The organism is Dickeya zeae NCPPB 2538 (assembly GCF_000406165.1).
Lineage (GTDB): Bacteria > Pseudomonadota > Gammaproteobacteria > Enterobacterales > Enterobacteriaceae > Dickeya > Dickeya zeae.
In genome coordinates this window covers 1,021,573-1,036,037 of sequence record NZ_CM001977.1, presented here as the reverse complement: position 1 = coordinate 1,036,037, position 14,465 = coordinate 1,021,573, and the positions used below count along the sequence as shown (strand labels likewise).

Sequence of the window (14,465 nt, the reverse complement as noted above, 5' to 3'; positions counted from 1 at the left end):
TATCCGTTCTGATTTCCCCGGAGGACCCCGATGGATTTAGCCCTGTTTGATCTGGACGAAACCCTGATCTGCGCCGACAGCACCGGCTTGTGGTTACGCTGGCTCGAATCACAGGGATTCGCTGGCAAAGAGCTGCTGCAACGGGAAAAACACCTAATGCAGAGCTACTATGAAGGTACATTGGCGATCGAGGATTATATGTATCTCTCACTGTCGCCACTGATTGGGTTGACGACAGAGACCGTGTCCGGCTGGATAGAACGCTTTATCCAGCGCGATATTCTGCCCCGCCTCTACCCGGCAGCACGCGAACAGATGGCATGGCACCGCCAGCGCGGCGATACCCTGGTAGTCATCTCCGCCAGCGGCGAACATCTGGTTGGGCCGATTGCGCGTCACCTGGGGGCCGATCACGCGCTGGCGATTGGTGTAACCCTGGAAGACGGCCGCTTTACCGGCGATATTCACGGGGTGCCGACTTATCAGCACGGTAAGGTTACCCGCATCCGTGAATGGCTGACCCAGCGTGATGCCGAGCCTTTTGGGCAACTTTACGGTTACAGCGACTCGCTTAACGACCGCGCCATGCTGGAATTCGTTGATCAGGCTTATGTCGTCAACCCGGTGCCTGAACTGGCGGAATTAGCCCAAGAGAAAGGCTGGCGTATCTGCCGCTGGGAACGGTAGATCAATCTAGAGCAGTAGTTCATTTGAAGGATGCTCAGTCTGAATGTGCGAGTTGAGCAACCGCCATACTGATTCTGCAATAGCAACATTGTCAAAATCTCTGCTACCCACGCTCCTCAGTCAGACGTGGACTCACTGTTTTACCCTAGCCAGCCCTGAGGGACTGATATACGTGGATAACAACATTATCCACATCAACAATAGTTATAATACGCAACGCTGGCTGGAAACCAAGCCAACGTTCAGGGGTATTTAAACCTGTTTACTCGTCGTGGGCGAATCACATAAAGGCAGTTGTGGTCGGTATAACCCAATACACAGAACCATCAGTGCAGTTCGATGTGGAAACAGCTGAGACGGTGTATCAATTTATGGCATAGGCCGGGCCATTTCCCGGCCATAAGGATGGACTAGCTAAAATTTAGCCGCATCAAAAACAGCTATTTAGAGAAAAAATTCCACTATTTAAAACAGCACCACCACATCGGATAGACGAATTACTTTAATGCAACATACCTATATATCACGGGTTTTATTGCTCTCACTGTAAAACCTAGCATCAGAGAGATAAAACAGACTCCAGTTATTGTCAATAATGTCTCACTAATTCCTAGCGGTGGATGCCCTACTACTTTTCTCACAATGAGAAATAATGGAAAGTGAAAAATAAACAGATCAAAAGAGGCACTCCTCCAAAATGTAAATCTTTGACCAAGAGATGAAAGAAAATTCGAAACCAATCCTTGATTGGATACTAAAAAATACAAAAACAAGAAGCCCAGCGGTAAAAAACTAGTGTCCATCTCCACACTAGCCGGATGCTTTAAAAATATATAAAAACACAGAAAAATGATTACAATTTCAAAAATTGAAATTATTGACCTTTTTAGTTCTATTCTTGGTAAATGTCGATATGTGGCGTAAAGAGCAATACCTAACCCAATACCTGCCATTGCTCTTATTATTGATGGTGGCAGAAAGCCGATTATCACCTCTGTTGTATAGTTAAGCCCTTTCGCTGGAGTTAATGAATACAGACAGACATACCCAACGATAGCAGAAAATATACTAAAAGCATATAAATCCCTATCTGAGATACGTGAGTGTAAAAATGAATAAAAAAACCAAACCCACAAATAGCAAGTCAAAAACCAAGCTGGGATATTTATTAATTTTTCATTTAATCCGATAGCCTGCAATAATGAAAAGGAAAGTATTACATCATGTAACCTTGCCGGCGATACCATTAACATTAATAGTATCGACAAAAAATATGATGGATATATTAATGATATATTTTTTAAAAATCGAAAAAAAACACTTGATGTATCTTTTTTGCGAGAAGCAATTAAAAATCCACTTATCATGAAAAATAGTTCTACAGCTAGATATCCTTGGGGGGCATATTGAAAATTCGCATGCAATACAACCACTATTATTGCCAATAAAACACGAACAGGTTCAATTCCTGGCCAATATGTTACATTTACTTCCACCGCGCTGGCCGAATATACACTCTTGGTCACAAGCAATTCCTTTATTTGATGTATAATCATTCTTATGCTTTACATTTTTATAGCGTTCAATAATAACATTTTTAAAGACAAATCAACAATGGGTAACCAATAATTATTATTAAAAAATAAAGATATGAAATTAGTATACGCTCACATCGAGTTGGATTCAGCACACCGATATGCAACGGCAGGCTCTACTAAGTGCAGATTGTGAGAAAATTCACGATAAACATGCTGGCAAGAGAAAAACGAACAACCTCGTATTGAAAAAACTGCTCAATGATCAACAACCAAGCGATGAACTGGTGGTTTACCAATATCAGATGCCGCTATTTAGGTTTACCCGCTACTCCAGTCCGATATCTGCCGCCAGTCTCGCGTGCTCGCGGCCCAGTTCGTCAATCACAAAAGTGATAAAGTGGCTTAATGCGGCAGAACGGTGCTTACCTGCAAGTGTCTGCACCTGCAGGCTGCGTTGAGTCAACGGCTCGCTGTGTACCGGCTTAAGCAACAAGCCGTCTTCTCTGGCACGATACAGTACCGAGAAATGGCTACAGGCGGTGACGGCATCCGGCGTTTGCTGCATAAAGTAGTACAGCGCGGAGAAGTTGTTGCAACTGAGTGTCGGCTCCAGAAACGTGCCACTCATCCGGCAAGAGAGATCGAACAATTGGCGGATAGTGGTCCCCTGCTGCGGCAGTACCAGCGGAAACCCATGCAGGTCCGGTAGCTGGATAGATTTGTTCGCCAGCGGATGATCAGGCCGCATGAGCAATAGCACCGGTGCGGGGTAAGACGCCATGACTTCAACACCGCGATCCGGGGACAAACTAAACTGTAGCGCCACATCGCATTCGCCGTTGCGTACCATTTCTGATACCTGTATCGCGCTGCCGACTTGCAGGAAAAACGTGACCGCCGGGTTATCCCGCCGAAAACGGGCAAATAACCCCGGTAGCAGATCAAATGCCATCCCGTCAGTACAGGCGACCCGGACAAACGTGCGCCGTACCGCTTTTAACCCTTGAATCTCCGCGATGGCGTATTCCATGTCCATCATGCTTTTACGCACATGGTTTTCCAGTATTTGCCCGGCATCGGTCAACACCATACCGCGAGCGTGGCGCTCAAATAGCGGCGCGCCGATGCGTTCCTCCAGTTTATGAATCTGTCGGCTGATAGCGGATACCGCCACAAACAGCTGCTGGCTGGCGGCGCTCAACGAGCCAGTATTGGCCACCGCCAGAAAATACCTGATTTCACTGTTATGCATCGCCTTTTTGTCTGCCTCGTTTTTGTGCAATCTAGCTTTATATTAAAAGCAAAGCTCGCTTGCAATTATTATTATTGTGGCAATGCTGGTGATGATTTAGAACAGGATGAATAGAACGATATAGAACAGTACGACACGAATTCGTTCGATAAAAATCAGTTCAAAAAAGTTATCCGACATAAAAAACACAACATCAAACATCATCACAGACAGGCATCACATGACAACACCACAGGTTATTCAACATGCTCTGGCGTACTTCGATAGCGGTCGCTTTCGCGACGTTTTAGCCCGCCGCGTCGCCATTGCCAGCGAAAGTCAGCGAAACGACCGGGACGCCGAGCTACACCACTATCTCACCGGGGAAATCATACCGGCACTACAGGCATTAGGTTTCGAATTACAGCAAATCGATAACCCGACAGGCGCTAACCGTCCGTTTTTAATCGCCTCTCGTATTGAAGACGACAGCCTGCCCACCGTGCTGTGCTACGGCCACGGCGACGTGGTATTCGGTGATGATGAGCACTGGAGTGAAGGGCTTTCCCCGTGGCAACTGGTGGAGCGGGAAGGCCGCTGGTACGGTCGCGGCAGCGCCGACAACAAAGGCCAGCACTCCGTCAATATAGCGGCGCTGGAGCAGGTATTTCAGGCTCGCCAGGGACTACTAGGCTTTAACTGCAAATGGCTGTTCGAGATGGGCGAAGAAATAAGCTCACCAGGCCTGGCCGACGTATGCCGCCAACATGCGCAAGCGCTGCAAGCCGACCTGTTCATTGCATCAGACGGCCCACGCCTGAACGCAGAACGTCCGACGCTGTTCCTCGGCTCACGCGGCTGCGTCAATTTTCGACTGACCATCCACGCCCGCGAGCGAGATTACCACTCCGGCAACTGGGGCGGATTACTGAGTAACCCCGGGACGCAACTGGCCAACGCGATTGCCTGTCTGGTCAATCAGCACGGTCAGATGCAGGTAGAGGCACTGAAGCCGCCGCATCTGACGCCAGCCCTGCGAACTATCCTCTCGGATATTACGCCCGGCGGGCAAACCACGGATCCGGCTATCGACCCGAACTGGGGTGAAGCTGGGTTAAGCGCATCCGAAAGGCTGTTCGGCTGGAATACGTTGGAAGTACTGTCGTTTCTGACCGGTAACCCACAGCGGCCAATGAATGCCATTCCCGGCCACGCCACTGCAGTCTGTCAGTTGCGTTTCGTGGTCGGCACCGACTGGCAACAACTGACACAGCATTTACGTCAGCACCTCGACACTCACGGTTTCACCATGGTGGAAATCAGTGACGTGCGTGGCACACCAGCCACCCGCCTTGACCCTACCGACCCGCTGGTCAACTGGGCGCTCGACCTGATGCGCCAGACCAGCGATAAAAAACCGGCGTTGCTGCCCAACCTCGGCGGTTCGCTGCCCAATGAAGTGTTTGCCGATATCCTCGGCCTGCCGACACTGTGGATCCCTCACTCTTACCCGGCCTGTGGCCAGCACGCCGTAGATGAACACATGCTGATCAGCGTCGCCCGCGAAGGCTTGCAGATCATGACCCGCCTGTTCTGGGAACTGGGTGAACAAGGCCATACGGTTCTGGCTGCGCATCGCGCACACCGTGACGCCAATACACCACGCTGAGGGAGACATCTATGACGACTGCATCGGTTTCACACCACAGTACCGCGCGCCCCAGCCTGTATAAAACGCTGTTTGCCACCTGCATCGGCAACGCGCTGGAGTGGTTTGACATCGCGGTATACGGCTTTTTTGCCAATTACATCGCCCATGCGTTTTTCCCTACGCAGGATCCAACCGTATCCCTACTGCTGGCTTTCGGCAGCTTCGGCGTTTCTTTTCTCATTCGCCCGCTGGGTGCCATTGTGCTGGGTGCTTATGCGGATAGAGCCGGACGCAAAGCCTCTTTGTTGTTGTCCATCAGCCTGATGCTACTGGGCGGCGCAATGATAACCCTGATGCCCACGTATGCCAGCATCGGCGTAGCCGCACCGATCCTGATTATGCTGGCGCGACTGATTCAGGGGTTTTCCGCCGGTGGTGAGTTCGGCAGTTCCACCGCGTTTCTGGTGGAGCATTTCCCTGAACGTCGCGCCTTTATCGCCAGTTGGCAGTTTGCCACCCAAGGGGCAAGTACTCTGATGGCATCGGCATTCGGCCTGGGATTATCACAGTCATTGAGCGAAGTCCAGATTCAGGACTGGGGATGGCGTCTTCCGTTCGCTTTCGGTTTGTTGATTGGCCCGGTGGGGTTGTATATCCGCCGTCATGTGCATGAACCGACGAACTTTGCGCAGGCAGAGAAAACGCAGGCACCGATCAAAACCCTGTTCACCCGACAGAAAGCACTGTTCCTGATTGCCGTCGGCCTGATGGTGATTTCCACCGCCATCAACTACATGCTGAATTATGTCCCTACCTATGCCACCAAAACGTTGCATTTGCCGTCAGGCGCAGCGTTTAGCGCCACGCTGATTGCCGGCATTATCCTGACGGTGATTACGCCGCTGGTGGGACTGTGGGCGGAAAAAATCGGACGCCTGCCGCTGATGTGGGGATCACTGCTGTTGCTGGCGGTGACTATCTATCCGGCATTCTGGTTGATGACGCAATATCTGTCGGCCATATCACTGATTATCGTTGTCGGATGGATGGCGTTGTTGAAGTCGGTGTATTTCTCCACCGTGCCGTCGATGATGGCCGATCTGTTCCCAATCTCGACCCGTGCCAGTGGCATGGCGATCAGCTATAACGTAGCTGTCACCGTGTTTGGCGGCTTTGCCCCATTCATCTGTACGTTGTTGATCAGCGCCACCGGCAGTAGCCTGGCACCGAGCTACTACCTGATGATCACCGCGTTGGTGAGCGTGCTGGCGCTGTGGAAAGCCCAGTTACATCATCGTTGATGACTGCCGATCCCCGTCAGAGCTGCCACGCTGTTCTGACGGGCTCCACCACCGTTATACGTTAAGCGAACTCGCTCACACCGTTCAGGCCAGTGGCAATGAACTGTCGCCTTCGCCTAACGTACGCTGCAACAAGGCCGTATCCAACCAGCGCCCGTGCTTCATGCCCACGGAACGTAACGTACCAGCCAGTTCGAACCCCAGCGACAGATGCAATTTCAGCGAGGCTTGATTGCCGCTATTAGCCACGACCGACACCACCTGACGGTATCCCTGCTGCTCTGCCCGTAATAAGGCTTCGGATAGCAAGCGTTTACCTAAACCTCTTCCCACCTGATCCGGGTGCAAATAGATAGAATCTTCCAGTGTAAAACGATACGCGTAGCGAGGGCGATAAAACCCCAGATAGCAGTACCCTAACACCTGTTGATTTTCCGTTGCCACCAGCCAGGGCAAGCCAGCGTCATGAATTTTTCGCCAGCGGGCCAGCATCTCCGCCTCATCGGGCGCTTCAGTTTCAAACGTAGCGGTACCATGTAAAACATGATGGGTATAAATATCCCTGATAGCAGCAATGTGTTCTTCCCTGGCATCCTCAATGAGAATCGTGGTCATTCTTGTATCCTTGTCAGCACAGCGAGCGAGATTAAGCCTGGTGTTGTTGCCCCATAACTCACTGAAGGGTCAACCAATAACCTCTAGCTTAACCAACGCCCGAACGGAGCAACAGAAACAATTACTTATATCGATAATGAGAACATCTTATTGCAACCGACGATGGAAATAAGCGCGATGAGGCCATCAGAGATAAGAACGCACTGGGATGGGATAAGGCTGAGCAAACAGGGGAAACCGGTGTTCATGAAAAACCGATATCCATGAAAAACCAGTGACATGAAAAAGCGTTGTTCATGAAAAAGCATGAACCTTGGTTTTGGAAAGACCAAAGGAATAAAATTTAAAAATAGATAACCACCTGATAATAAATCAGGCTATTAATGCTATTTAATATAGAATAAAGCGTCAGCAATACGTTTGCATATCAACTGGTTCGCGGCAATTCGCTGCTGCCCGGCAATTTCCAGGCAGCGTCACCGGAACCCGAGTTCAATAGCTGCTGTATTTTCTCATACACTTCCGCTGCCGACATGCCGCTATATAAGCCCTGGCTATAATAACCAAACTCTGCCGCACTCGCTGGCGCACGCTCGCCACTTAGAGTGGGATCCGTAGATGAAATACGTTTCCCGGTAAATACATTATAACTTTCACTTTGACCATCAGGATATTTCACGACAGACACCAGCACACCGCCATATAGCGGGATACCCGTCATCCGCAATGAGCGCTCCACAGAGGATTCATTTTGCTGTTTCTGTAATTTTTCTTTAGCTAAACGCTCATCCAGTGATGATGCACTGCGATCACGCGTATCGGTAACATCGCCGGAATTATTATCCTGAAACTGATTATTTAGCGAATCATTTGTTTTCCCTGTTTTCAGGGAAACAGATTGATTAGCGCCGAGCGTATCGGTGCTGTCGCTTGAGTTACTATTCGCAACATAAGTCTGCTGTGGATAGGAAGACGATGTAATGTTTTGATTCTGAATGCCTGATATAACCACGATATCACTCCTTTTTTCTAACGAAAACATGCCTCTAAGGGCACTGATTTACTACCGCGACGTAACACCAACACACCGAAAAAAAACAACATACCTGCCAAAGCATGTATCAAACAGGCGGCTTAACAGATTTACCCCCTTATACGTCAAGTGGTATTGACCTTCACTCACGTTATTTAGGGCAGTGCCGTCTAAAACTATCAGGAAATAGAAAGAGTGGTTTACAAACCACACGGTGCCGTCTCATTTTTCGCACCGCGTGAACGAAATAGAAAAGACAGATCCACTCCTAAAATATATCGGCCATTTTATTTTTCATTAATACGAAAAAAGCATAAAAACGCTCAGGAAACGAGCACATCAGAAATATTTAGCCATGACTGTAAAGAGAAACCTGACAGTTCCTTAGCATTTCAGCGCGCTGTCATGTTCCCGTCATCTGCGGCTGCTACCGTGACGATAGCCTATTTCCCCAGAAAGACAAGACAATGAGCGCCTTACCGCCACAGGAACATCGGTTACATTTCGTTTCCTTTCCAAGCGCACGCGACTTGTGTATCACCACGCCGGATGTCTCTCCCTCCACCGATAACGCCACTGTATTGCAGTTGTTCAGCCGCCACAAAGACCTGGTTAGCCTGCCAGTCGTGGAAGACGGACGTCCGTTTGGCCTGATCAACCGCCATAGTTTCCTGTCGCAAATGGCGCGACCTTATTACCGTGAGCTGTATGACCGGAAAAGCTGCATCGCGTTTATGGATAAAACGCCGCTTATCGTCGAGGCCTCAGCCTCGTTGAGCGATGTCGCGGACAAGGCGGTCATCAGCGGTGAACGCTTTCTGGCTGACGGCTTCATTATTACCGAAAACAGTCGCTACCTCGGCATCGGCCTGGGTATCGATTTGTTCCGCATTGTCTCAGACACCCATGTGCGCCAGCACCAGCAGATCGTCCAAAGCATAGAGTACGCCAGCGTCATTCAAGGGGCGATGCTGACCCCATTCCGTCAAACGCTGGAAGCTACCTTGCAGGATTGGTGTCTGGTGTGGGAACCGCGCGACTGCGTCGGGGGTGACTGCTATGCCTTCCGGCGATATGAACAGGGCTGGCTAGCCGTACTTACCGATTGCACCGGGCATGGCGTACCGGGTGCCTTTATGACATTGATATTCAATTCAGCGCTGGAGCAGGCCCTGGCGCAACACCGTCCGGACCAGACAGGGCAATTGCTGGGCAGCATCAATCGATACATCAAAGACACATTGGGTCAAAAGAGCAGCTACCCGGGACAGATGTCCGCTTCCGATGATGGGTGCGATGCGCTGGTGGTCTACGTGAATACTACCGAACAGACCCTTAACTGGGCCAGCGCGCGTATGACCGCATTCGTGACCGATGCGCAAAGCGGTGACCTGCTGACGCTGGATAGCGACCGGATGGGCGTGGGTTATACCAACACGCCATATGACTACAGTTGGCCGGCGTTTCAGCGCCCGTTGTCAGCGCAGGATCTGTTCTTTGCCGCCACCGATGGTTTACTCGACCAGATAGGCGGCGAACGACAGATAAAATTCGGCAAACGCCGTCTGCAAAATCTGCTGCAACGCCTCGGGGAATTGCCGATGAGTCAGCTTGCCACTCAACTCTTACAACACCATCGCGCCTGGCAGGGAACGCAGGCTCGACGAGACGATCTTACATTTTGGGGCTTCAGGCACCATGAACACGCTTAACCAGGTAAAACCGGAACATGTCTGAAACGAAGTACGCTGAATTCTTTGACCTCACCCAACAGCAGGATATCGCGCTGTATTATGTGGGGTACTTTTCACAAAACATTATCTGCTCGCTGGCGGAAACAGTGCGATTGCAACTGGAAAAAAGCCGGGTGCCGCCCAGCGTGCGCCGCAAACTGTTTTCCAGTTTTGTCGAAATGGTGCAGAACATCATCCACTATTCTGCCTCAGCGCTGACGACAGAAGAGCAGACCAATGAAATCCGTCATGGCTCGGTGTGTATCGGCGTTGAAGCGGGGAAATACTTTTTATTGAGCGCCAATCGGGTATACCCGGCAGATGCGGAGATACTGCGCCAGCGGCTGGAACCGTTGTGTACGATGACACTTGATGAAATCAGACTTGCCTATAAGACCTCGCTGCGTGAAGACATTCCGGCTTCCAGCAAAGGGGCGGATATCGGCCTGTTGACCGTAGCCCGCGACGCCAGCGAGCCACTGCAGTTCACCTTTCGTAGCGACGACGCCACCGGGCTCTCCACGTTTTATCTGAAGGCGGTGATTTAACCATGACAGACATAATAACAACGAACAATCTCCATATTACCGGCACAGCCAGCACGCCGACGGTGGATTTTCGCTTTGATACACATCAGCTTTCACTTTCCGGCGAGTCTTACCCGGAAAACGCGGCGGCATTTTATGGCCCGCTGATTGAACGGGTACAACATTACCTGCAGACGTGTCTTGCCGCCCTGCCCGCTTCGCCAACGCGCATTGACGTGCATGTATCACTGCCTTACTTCAACAGCTCCAGCACCAAGATGCTCTTTAGCCTGTTCAATATTCTCGATAAAGCCGCCCAGCAGCAGCTTCCTATCGCATTGCACTGGTACTACGACCAGGACGATGACATCGCCGAGGAGTTTGGGCAGGAACTGCATATCGACTTTTCGGCACTCGAATTCCACCCTCACATTCTGGAGTAACGGCATGAGTAGCTACGAACTGTTCACCCCCGAATATGACATCCTGCTGTCGGCGCGTAATATCGCCGCCCAGGCCGACATGCCAGCGGAGGTGTACCGGGAAAGCCTGATTATGCTGGCAGAACACTACCAACGTCTGGTACGTGAAACCCACCGGTTGATCACCCGTAGCGATCGGGCGGAGCGCGAGCTGACCCGCCTGAATACCCAATTGCATCAGTTGGCGGTAGAGCTGGAGTACAAAGCCACCCATGACCCGCTGACCGACGTCTTCAACCGCAGCGCAATCATCGACCTGGTCGATCACGCACTGGAGCAGGATCAGGCCGCATTGATCGTGCTGGATATCGACCATTTCAAACAGGTCAACGACGCCTACGGCCACCCAACCGGTGATGCCGTCATCTGCTCGCTGATTGCTCGTATTCGTGATGTATTACAAGGGAAAGGCAGTATTGGCCGCGTCGGCGGCGAGGAGTTCACCATCCTGCTGGATGGCTACACGCTGATGGCGGCGGTGGATATCGCCGAGCATATCCACGCCAGTCTGAATCACACACCACTGGAGCCGCTGCCTGACCATCAGGTCACCGCCAGCTTCGGCGTCAGTTGGGCGCCGCCACACACCGGATTCGATACGCTGTACGGCACGGCCGACGCCGCGTTATACCGGGCCAAGCATCAGGGCCGTAACCGGGTGGACTATATACCGATCGATACTGCCAGCTAACTCACGGGTAGCCCGCAGTACCTCACCGTAATATCCCACACAATGTCAGGCAGCACGCCCCGCCGGATGAGGCGGGGAACGGCTTAGTTTTTCTTCACGAATTCAGATTTCAGTTTCATTGCGCCAAAACCCTCGATCTTACAATCGATGTTGTGATCGCCTTCCACCAGACGAATCCCTTTCACCCGGGTGCCGATTTTCAATGTCGATGAACTTCCTTTAACCTTGAGATCCTTGATGACGGTAACGGTGTCGCCGTCTGCCAGCAGGTTACCGTTGGCGTCACGCACCACCAGCCCTTCCTCCTGCGCCCCCGCGTCACCGTCCATCGACCATACATGCCCGCATTCCGGGCAATTCAGCATCGCATCATCCTGCCAGGTGTATTCAGACTGACATTTAGGGCAAGCAGGCAACTGTTGCATAATAATCCTCATTAATACCAAATAAGTTAGATAAATTTTAAATATATCAATGCATAATAAATCTCGTGTTTATTATTTTATCGCCTTTTACTCAACACTGTCAGCAAAAAGAGCCGGACAAACTGATATTCGTTCGCTATTTTCATAAAAGTCACTCAATTTATTCACTTTTCTCACTACCACAACGCGCCATGAAAGACATGGATCATTCGTTATCTTTTCCTTACATCTGTGGAGTAAACTTCAGTTTAATAAAACAATAAGTTGGGTAAACTGAACACTTCTCATTACAACAACTGGCATGGATAACACCCTGTGGAAATCGCGTCCCCACTCAAAAACCCCACCTTTCTGTGCTTTTGGTTAGGACAAATTGCTTCCTCTTTTGCATTTCAGATGCTGGTGGTCGGGATTGGCTGGCAAATGTATGACCTGACCAACAGCGCGCTGAATTTGGGTCTGGTCGGGCTGGCGCAGTTCCTGCCACAGTTGGCGCTGACGCTGGTTGCCGGTCATACCATCGATCAGTACAACCGCCGGGTGATTATCCTTTGTTGCCGCTTGTTGATGGCAGCCACCATACTGGTGTTGGTGCTGGGCAACGTCACCCACACCATCAGCGCCACCATGATTTATGCGTGTTCCGCGCTGCTGGGGGCGACACGAGCCTTCGAAATGCCAGCCACCCAAGCGCTCTTGCCTAATCTGATCGCCCCCAACCAGTTGTCCCGCGCAGTGGCGTTGATGGCCTCGGCCCGTGAAGCAACGGTGATCGTCGGCCCGGCGCTCGGCGGGGTGATTTACCTCATCGGCGCTACCACGCTGTATAGCGCCAGCGTAGCCTGCTTTCTGATGTCATTTCTGGTGTTGCTCAACCTGCGCTATGAATACAAAGCACTGGCTCGCACACCGGTAAGCCTGGAAACGCTGTTTGGCGGCATGAATTTTATCCGCCGTAATCCGGTGATTCTGGGGTCTATCTCGCTGGACATGTTTGCCGTGTTGCTGGGTGGCGCTACTGCGCTACTGCCAATCGTCGCCAAAGATATCCTGCATACCGGCCCGTGGGGATTAGGGTTGCTGCGCTGTGCGCCCGCGCTTGGTGCCGTACTGATGTCGGTGTACCTGACCCGACGCCCGCTAACCCGTCATGTCGGAAAAATCATGTTTTCCGCCGTCGCGATGTTTGGCATCGCCACCATCGCCTTTGGCCTGTCCACCAATCTGTTGGTGTCGTTGCTCGCTCTGCTGTTGTTGGGCGCATCCGACATGATAAGCGTCGTCATTCGTTCAACGCTGGTGCAACTGGAAACACCGGACGAGATGCGTGGCCGGGTAAGTGCCGCTAACTCCATCTTCATTGGCACATCGAATCAACTGGGGGAATTCGAATCCGGCGTGACGGCGGCCTGGCTGGGGGTCGTACCGGCTATCGTCGTCGGGGGAATTGGCACCTTGCTGGTCGTCGCGCTGTGGATGAAATGCTTCCCCACACTCACCCAGCGCCAAACGCTTGAGGCCGGAGAAAATGCCTGAGACCGGCCGTAGAAGGGGGGATTATCCTCTTTCACGGCCGCTCTTTAACCTGTGGTTTTCAATCAGGGATGACAATCTCAGGTGCGCCAGGGTGTTGGCTCCAGCATCGCTTTGAGTATATTAACGAACCGTTCCATACGAGCCGCCCGGCCAGCACGTGGCCCCAGTAACGCAACAACATCGGCGTTTGGCAGGCCCCACTCTGGCATGACTTCAACCAGCCGCCCGGCGTTTAAATCATCCGCGACGGCCCACTCGGAACGCTGAATCAGGCAAAGCCCGGCAACAGCCCAATGCCTGACCACTTCGCCGTCATTACTGGTGAAAGCCGGTCTGATACGCACCGTGTTCGTTTCGCTACCATCACGGCGGACAAAACCCCACAACGACGCATCCGCACGGTCTTCACGCAACACCCCGCAGACATGATGGTGCAGATCCCGCGGATACTCAGGCCAGCCGTATTTCGCCAGATAGTCCGGTGCGGCACACAGAATACGGCGGTTGGGTGCCAGTGACCGCAATGCCAGACTGGAATCCGTCAGCGGGCCGACATGGATCAGCACATCCCAATCATCGGTATCCAGCGTACCCATCGGCGCGTCTGACAGCATCAGTGAAGGTTGAATCGTCGGAAACTGTTGGCACATGCGTGCCACGGCTTCGGCCACATAAGCTCGCCCAAATCCCAACGGGGCCAGTACCCGTAGTGGGCCAATCACCTCATTTCGACGCTCGGCGAGTAAGGCGGCAATTCCCTCAATCTGATCAAGCACATCGGCCCCTTTCTCCGCTAATAGAGCGCCTTCTGCGGTCAGGTGATAGCGGTGACTGGAGCGATCGACAAGCTGGACGCCTAAACGCTGCTCAAGCGCTTGCAGCCGTTGTGTAACGGCCGGTGCCGTAACATCAAGCGCCCGTGCAGCCGCCGCCAGAGACGGCGAATTGGCCAGAATAGAAAAGAAATGCAGGTCTCGTGAGGTGATCATTAATACTCATCTTAATGATGGATACA

14 protein-coding genes are annotated in these 14,465 nt (G+C 51.7%); 8 read left to right on the top strand and 6 right to left on the bottom strand.

Annotated features, from left to right (window positions below; all coding sequences use genetic code 11):
- Positions 1-30: 30 nt before the first annotated feature.
- Positions 31-687, top strand: coding sequence for an HAD family hydrolase (locus DZE2538_RS04675; protein ID WP_038907256.1), 657 nt, complete (start codon positions 31-33; stop codon positions 685-687).
- Positions 688-1,184: 497 nt separating this feature from the next.
- On the opposite strand, the gene DZE2538_RS20140 is transcribed toward DZE2538_RS04675, so the two are convergent.
- Complete coding sequence (locus DZE2538_RS20140; RefSeq protein WP_161624049.1) at positions 1,185-2,213, bottom strand: acyltransferase family protein; 1,029 nt, start codon at positions 2,211-2,213, stop codon at positions 1,185-1,187.
- Between the two features lie 337 nt (positions 2,214-2,550).
- Positions 2,551-3,477, bottom strand: a complete 927-nt coding sequence (locus DZE2538_RS04670; RefSeq protein ID WP_038915717.1) for a LysR family transcriptional regulator — start codon at positions 3,475-3,477, stop codon at positions 2,551-2,553.
- Between the two features lie 220 nt (positions 3,478-3,697).
- Here DZE2538_RS04670 and DZE2538_RS04665 point away from each other — a divergent pair, with 220 nt between their 5' ends.
- Both DZE2538_RS04665 and DZE2538_RS04660 read left to right on the top strand, forming a co-directional pair.
- Entirely contained in the window at positions 3,698-5,125 is a 1,428-nt protein-coding gene (locus DZE2538_RS04665; RefSeq protein ID WP_038915716.1) for a M20 family metallopeptidase, read from the top strand.
- 11 nt (positions 5,126-5,136) lie between these two features.
- Entirely contained in the window at positions 5,137-6,408 is a 1,272-nt protein-coding gene (locus DZE2538_RS04660) for an MFS transporter (RefSeq protein ID WP_038913343.1), read from the top strand.
- An 84-nt stretch (positions 6,409-6,492) separates the two neighbouring features.
- Here DZE2538_RS04660 and DZE2538_RS04655 read toward each other — a convergent pair whose 3' ends face one another.
- Positions 6,493-7,023, bottom strand: a complete 531-nt coding sequence (locus DZE2538_RS04655) for a GNAT family N-acetyltransferase (RefSeq protein WP_038913342.1) — start codon at positions 7,021-7,023, stop codon at positions 6,493-6,495.
- 427 nt (positions 7,024-7,450) lie between these two features.
- Positions 7,451-8,035 carry a hypothetical protein gene (locus tag DZE2538_RS04650; protein WP_019844689.1) on the bottom strand — a complete coding sequence of 195 codons (585 nt, stop codon included), beginning with the start codon at positions 8,033-8,035 and terminating at the stop codon, positions 7,451-7,453.
- Positions 8,036-8,523: 488 nt separating this feature from the next.
- Here DZE2538_RS04650 and DZE2538_RS04645 point away from each other — a divergent pair, with 488 nt between their 5' ends.
- The 4 genes from DZE2538_RS04645 to DZE2538_RS04630 are packed head-to-tail and all read left to right on the top strand — an operon-like array spanning position 8,524 to position 11,489.
- The gene (locus DZE2538_RS04645; protein WP_038915715.1) at positions 8,524-9,768 is read left to right on the top strand and encodes a SpoIIE family protein phosphatase; all 1,245 of its coding nucleotides are present in this window, start codon (positions 8,524-8,526) and stop codon (positions 9,766-9,768) included.
- A 17-nt stretch (positions 9,769-9,785) separates the two neighbouring features.
- Positions 9,786-10,337 carry a SiaB family protein kinase gene (locus DZE2538_RS04640; protein WP_016941735.1) on the top strand — a complete coding sequence of 184 codons (552 nt, stop codon included), beginning with the start codon at positions 9,786-9,788 and terminating at the stop codon, positions 10,335-10,337.
- A gap of 2 nt (positions 10,338-10,339) precedes the next feature.
- Entirely contained in the window at positions 10,340-10,759 is a 420-nt protein-coding gene (locus DZE2538_RS04635; protein WP_019844691.1) for a DUF1987 domain-containing protein, read from the top strand.
- A 4-nt stretch (positions 10,760-10,763) separates the two neighbouring features.
- A complete protein-coding gene (locus DZE2538_RS04630; protein ID WP_012883701.1) occupies positions 10,764-11,489 on the top strand; it encodes a GGDEF domain-containing protein in 726 nt (241 codons plus the stop codon).
- An 83-nt stretch (positions 11,490-11,572) separates the two neighbouring features.
- On the opposite strand, the gene DZE2538_RS04625 is transcribed toward DZE2538_RS04630, so the two are convergent.
- Positions 11,573-11,914 (bottom strand): zinc ribbon domain-containing protein YjdM, encoded by a 342-nt coding sequence (locus tag DZE2538_RS04625; protein ID WP_019844693.1) that lies wholly within the window; start codon positions 11,912-11,914, stop codon positions 11,573-11,575.
- A 315-nt stretch (positions 11,915-12,229) separates the two neighbouring features.
- Here DZE2538_RS04625 and DZE2538_RS04620 point away from each other — a divergent pair, with 315 nt between their 5' ends.
- A complete protein-coding gene (locus DZE2538_RS04620) occupies positions 12,230-13,450 on the top strand; it encodes an MFS transporter (RefSeq protein ID WP_038915714.1) in 1,221 nt (406 codons plus the stop codon).
- Between the two features lie 77 nt (positions 13,451-13,527).
- Here the strand turns inward: DZE2538_RS04620 and DZE2538_RS04615 are convergent, their stop codons facing one another.
- On the bottom strand, positions 13,528-14,439 hold the full coding sequence (locus DZE2538_RS04615) for a LysR family transcriptional regulator (protein ID WP_038915713.1): 912 nt from the start codon (positions 14,437-14,439) through the stop codon (positions 13,528-13,530).
- Positions 14,440-14,465: the final 26 nt, after the last annotated feature.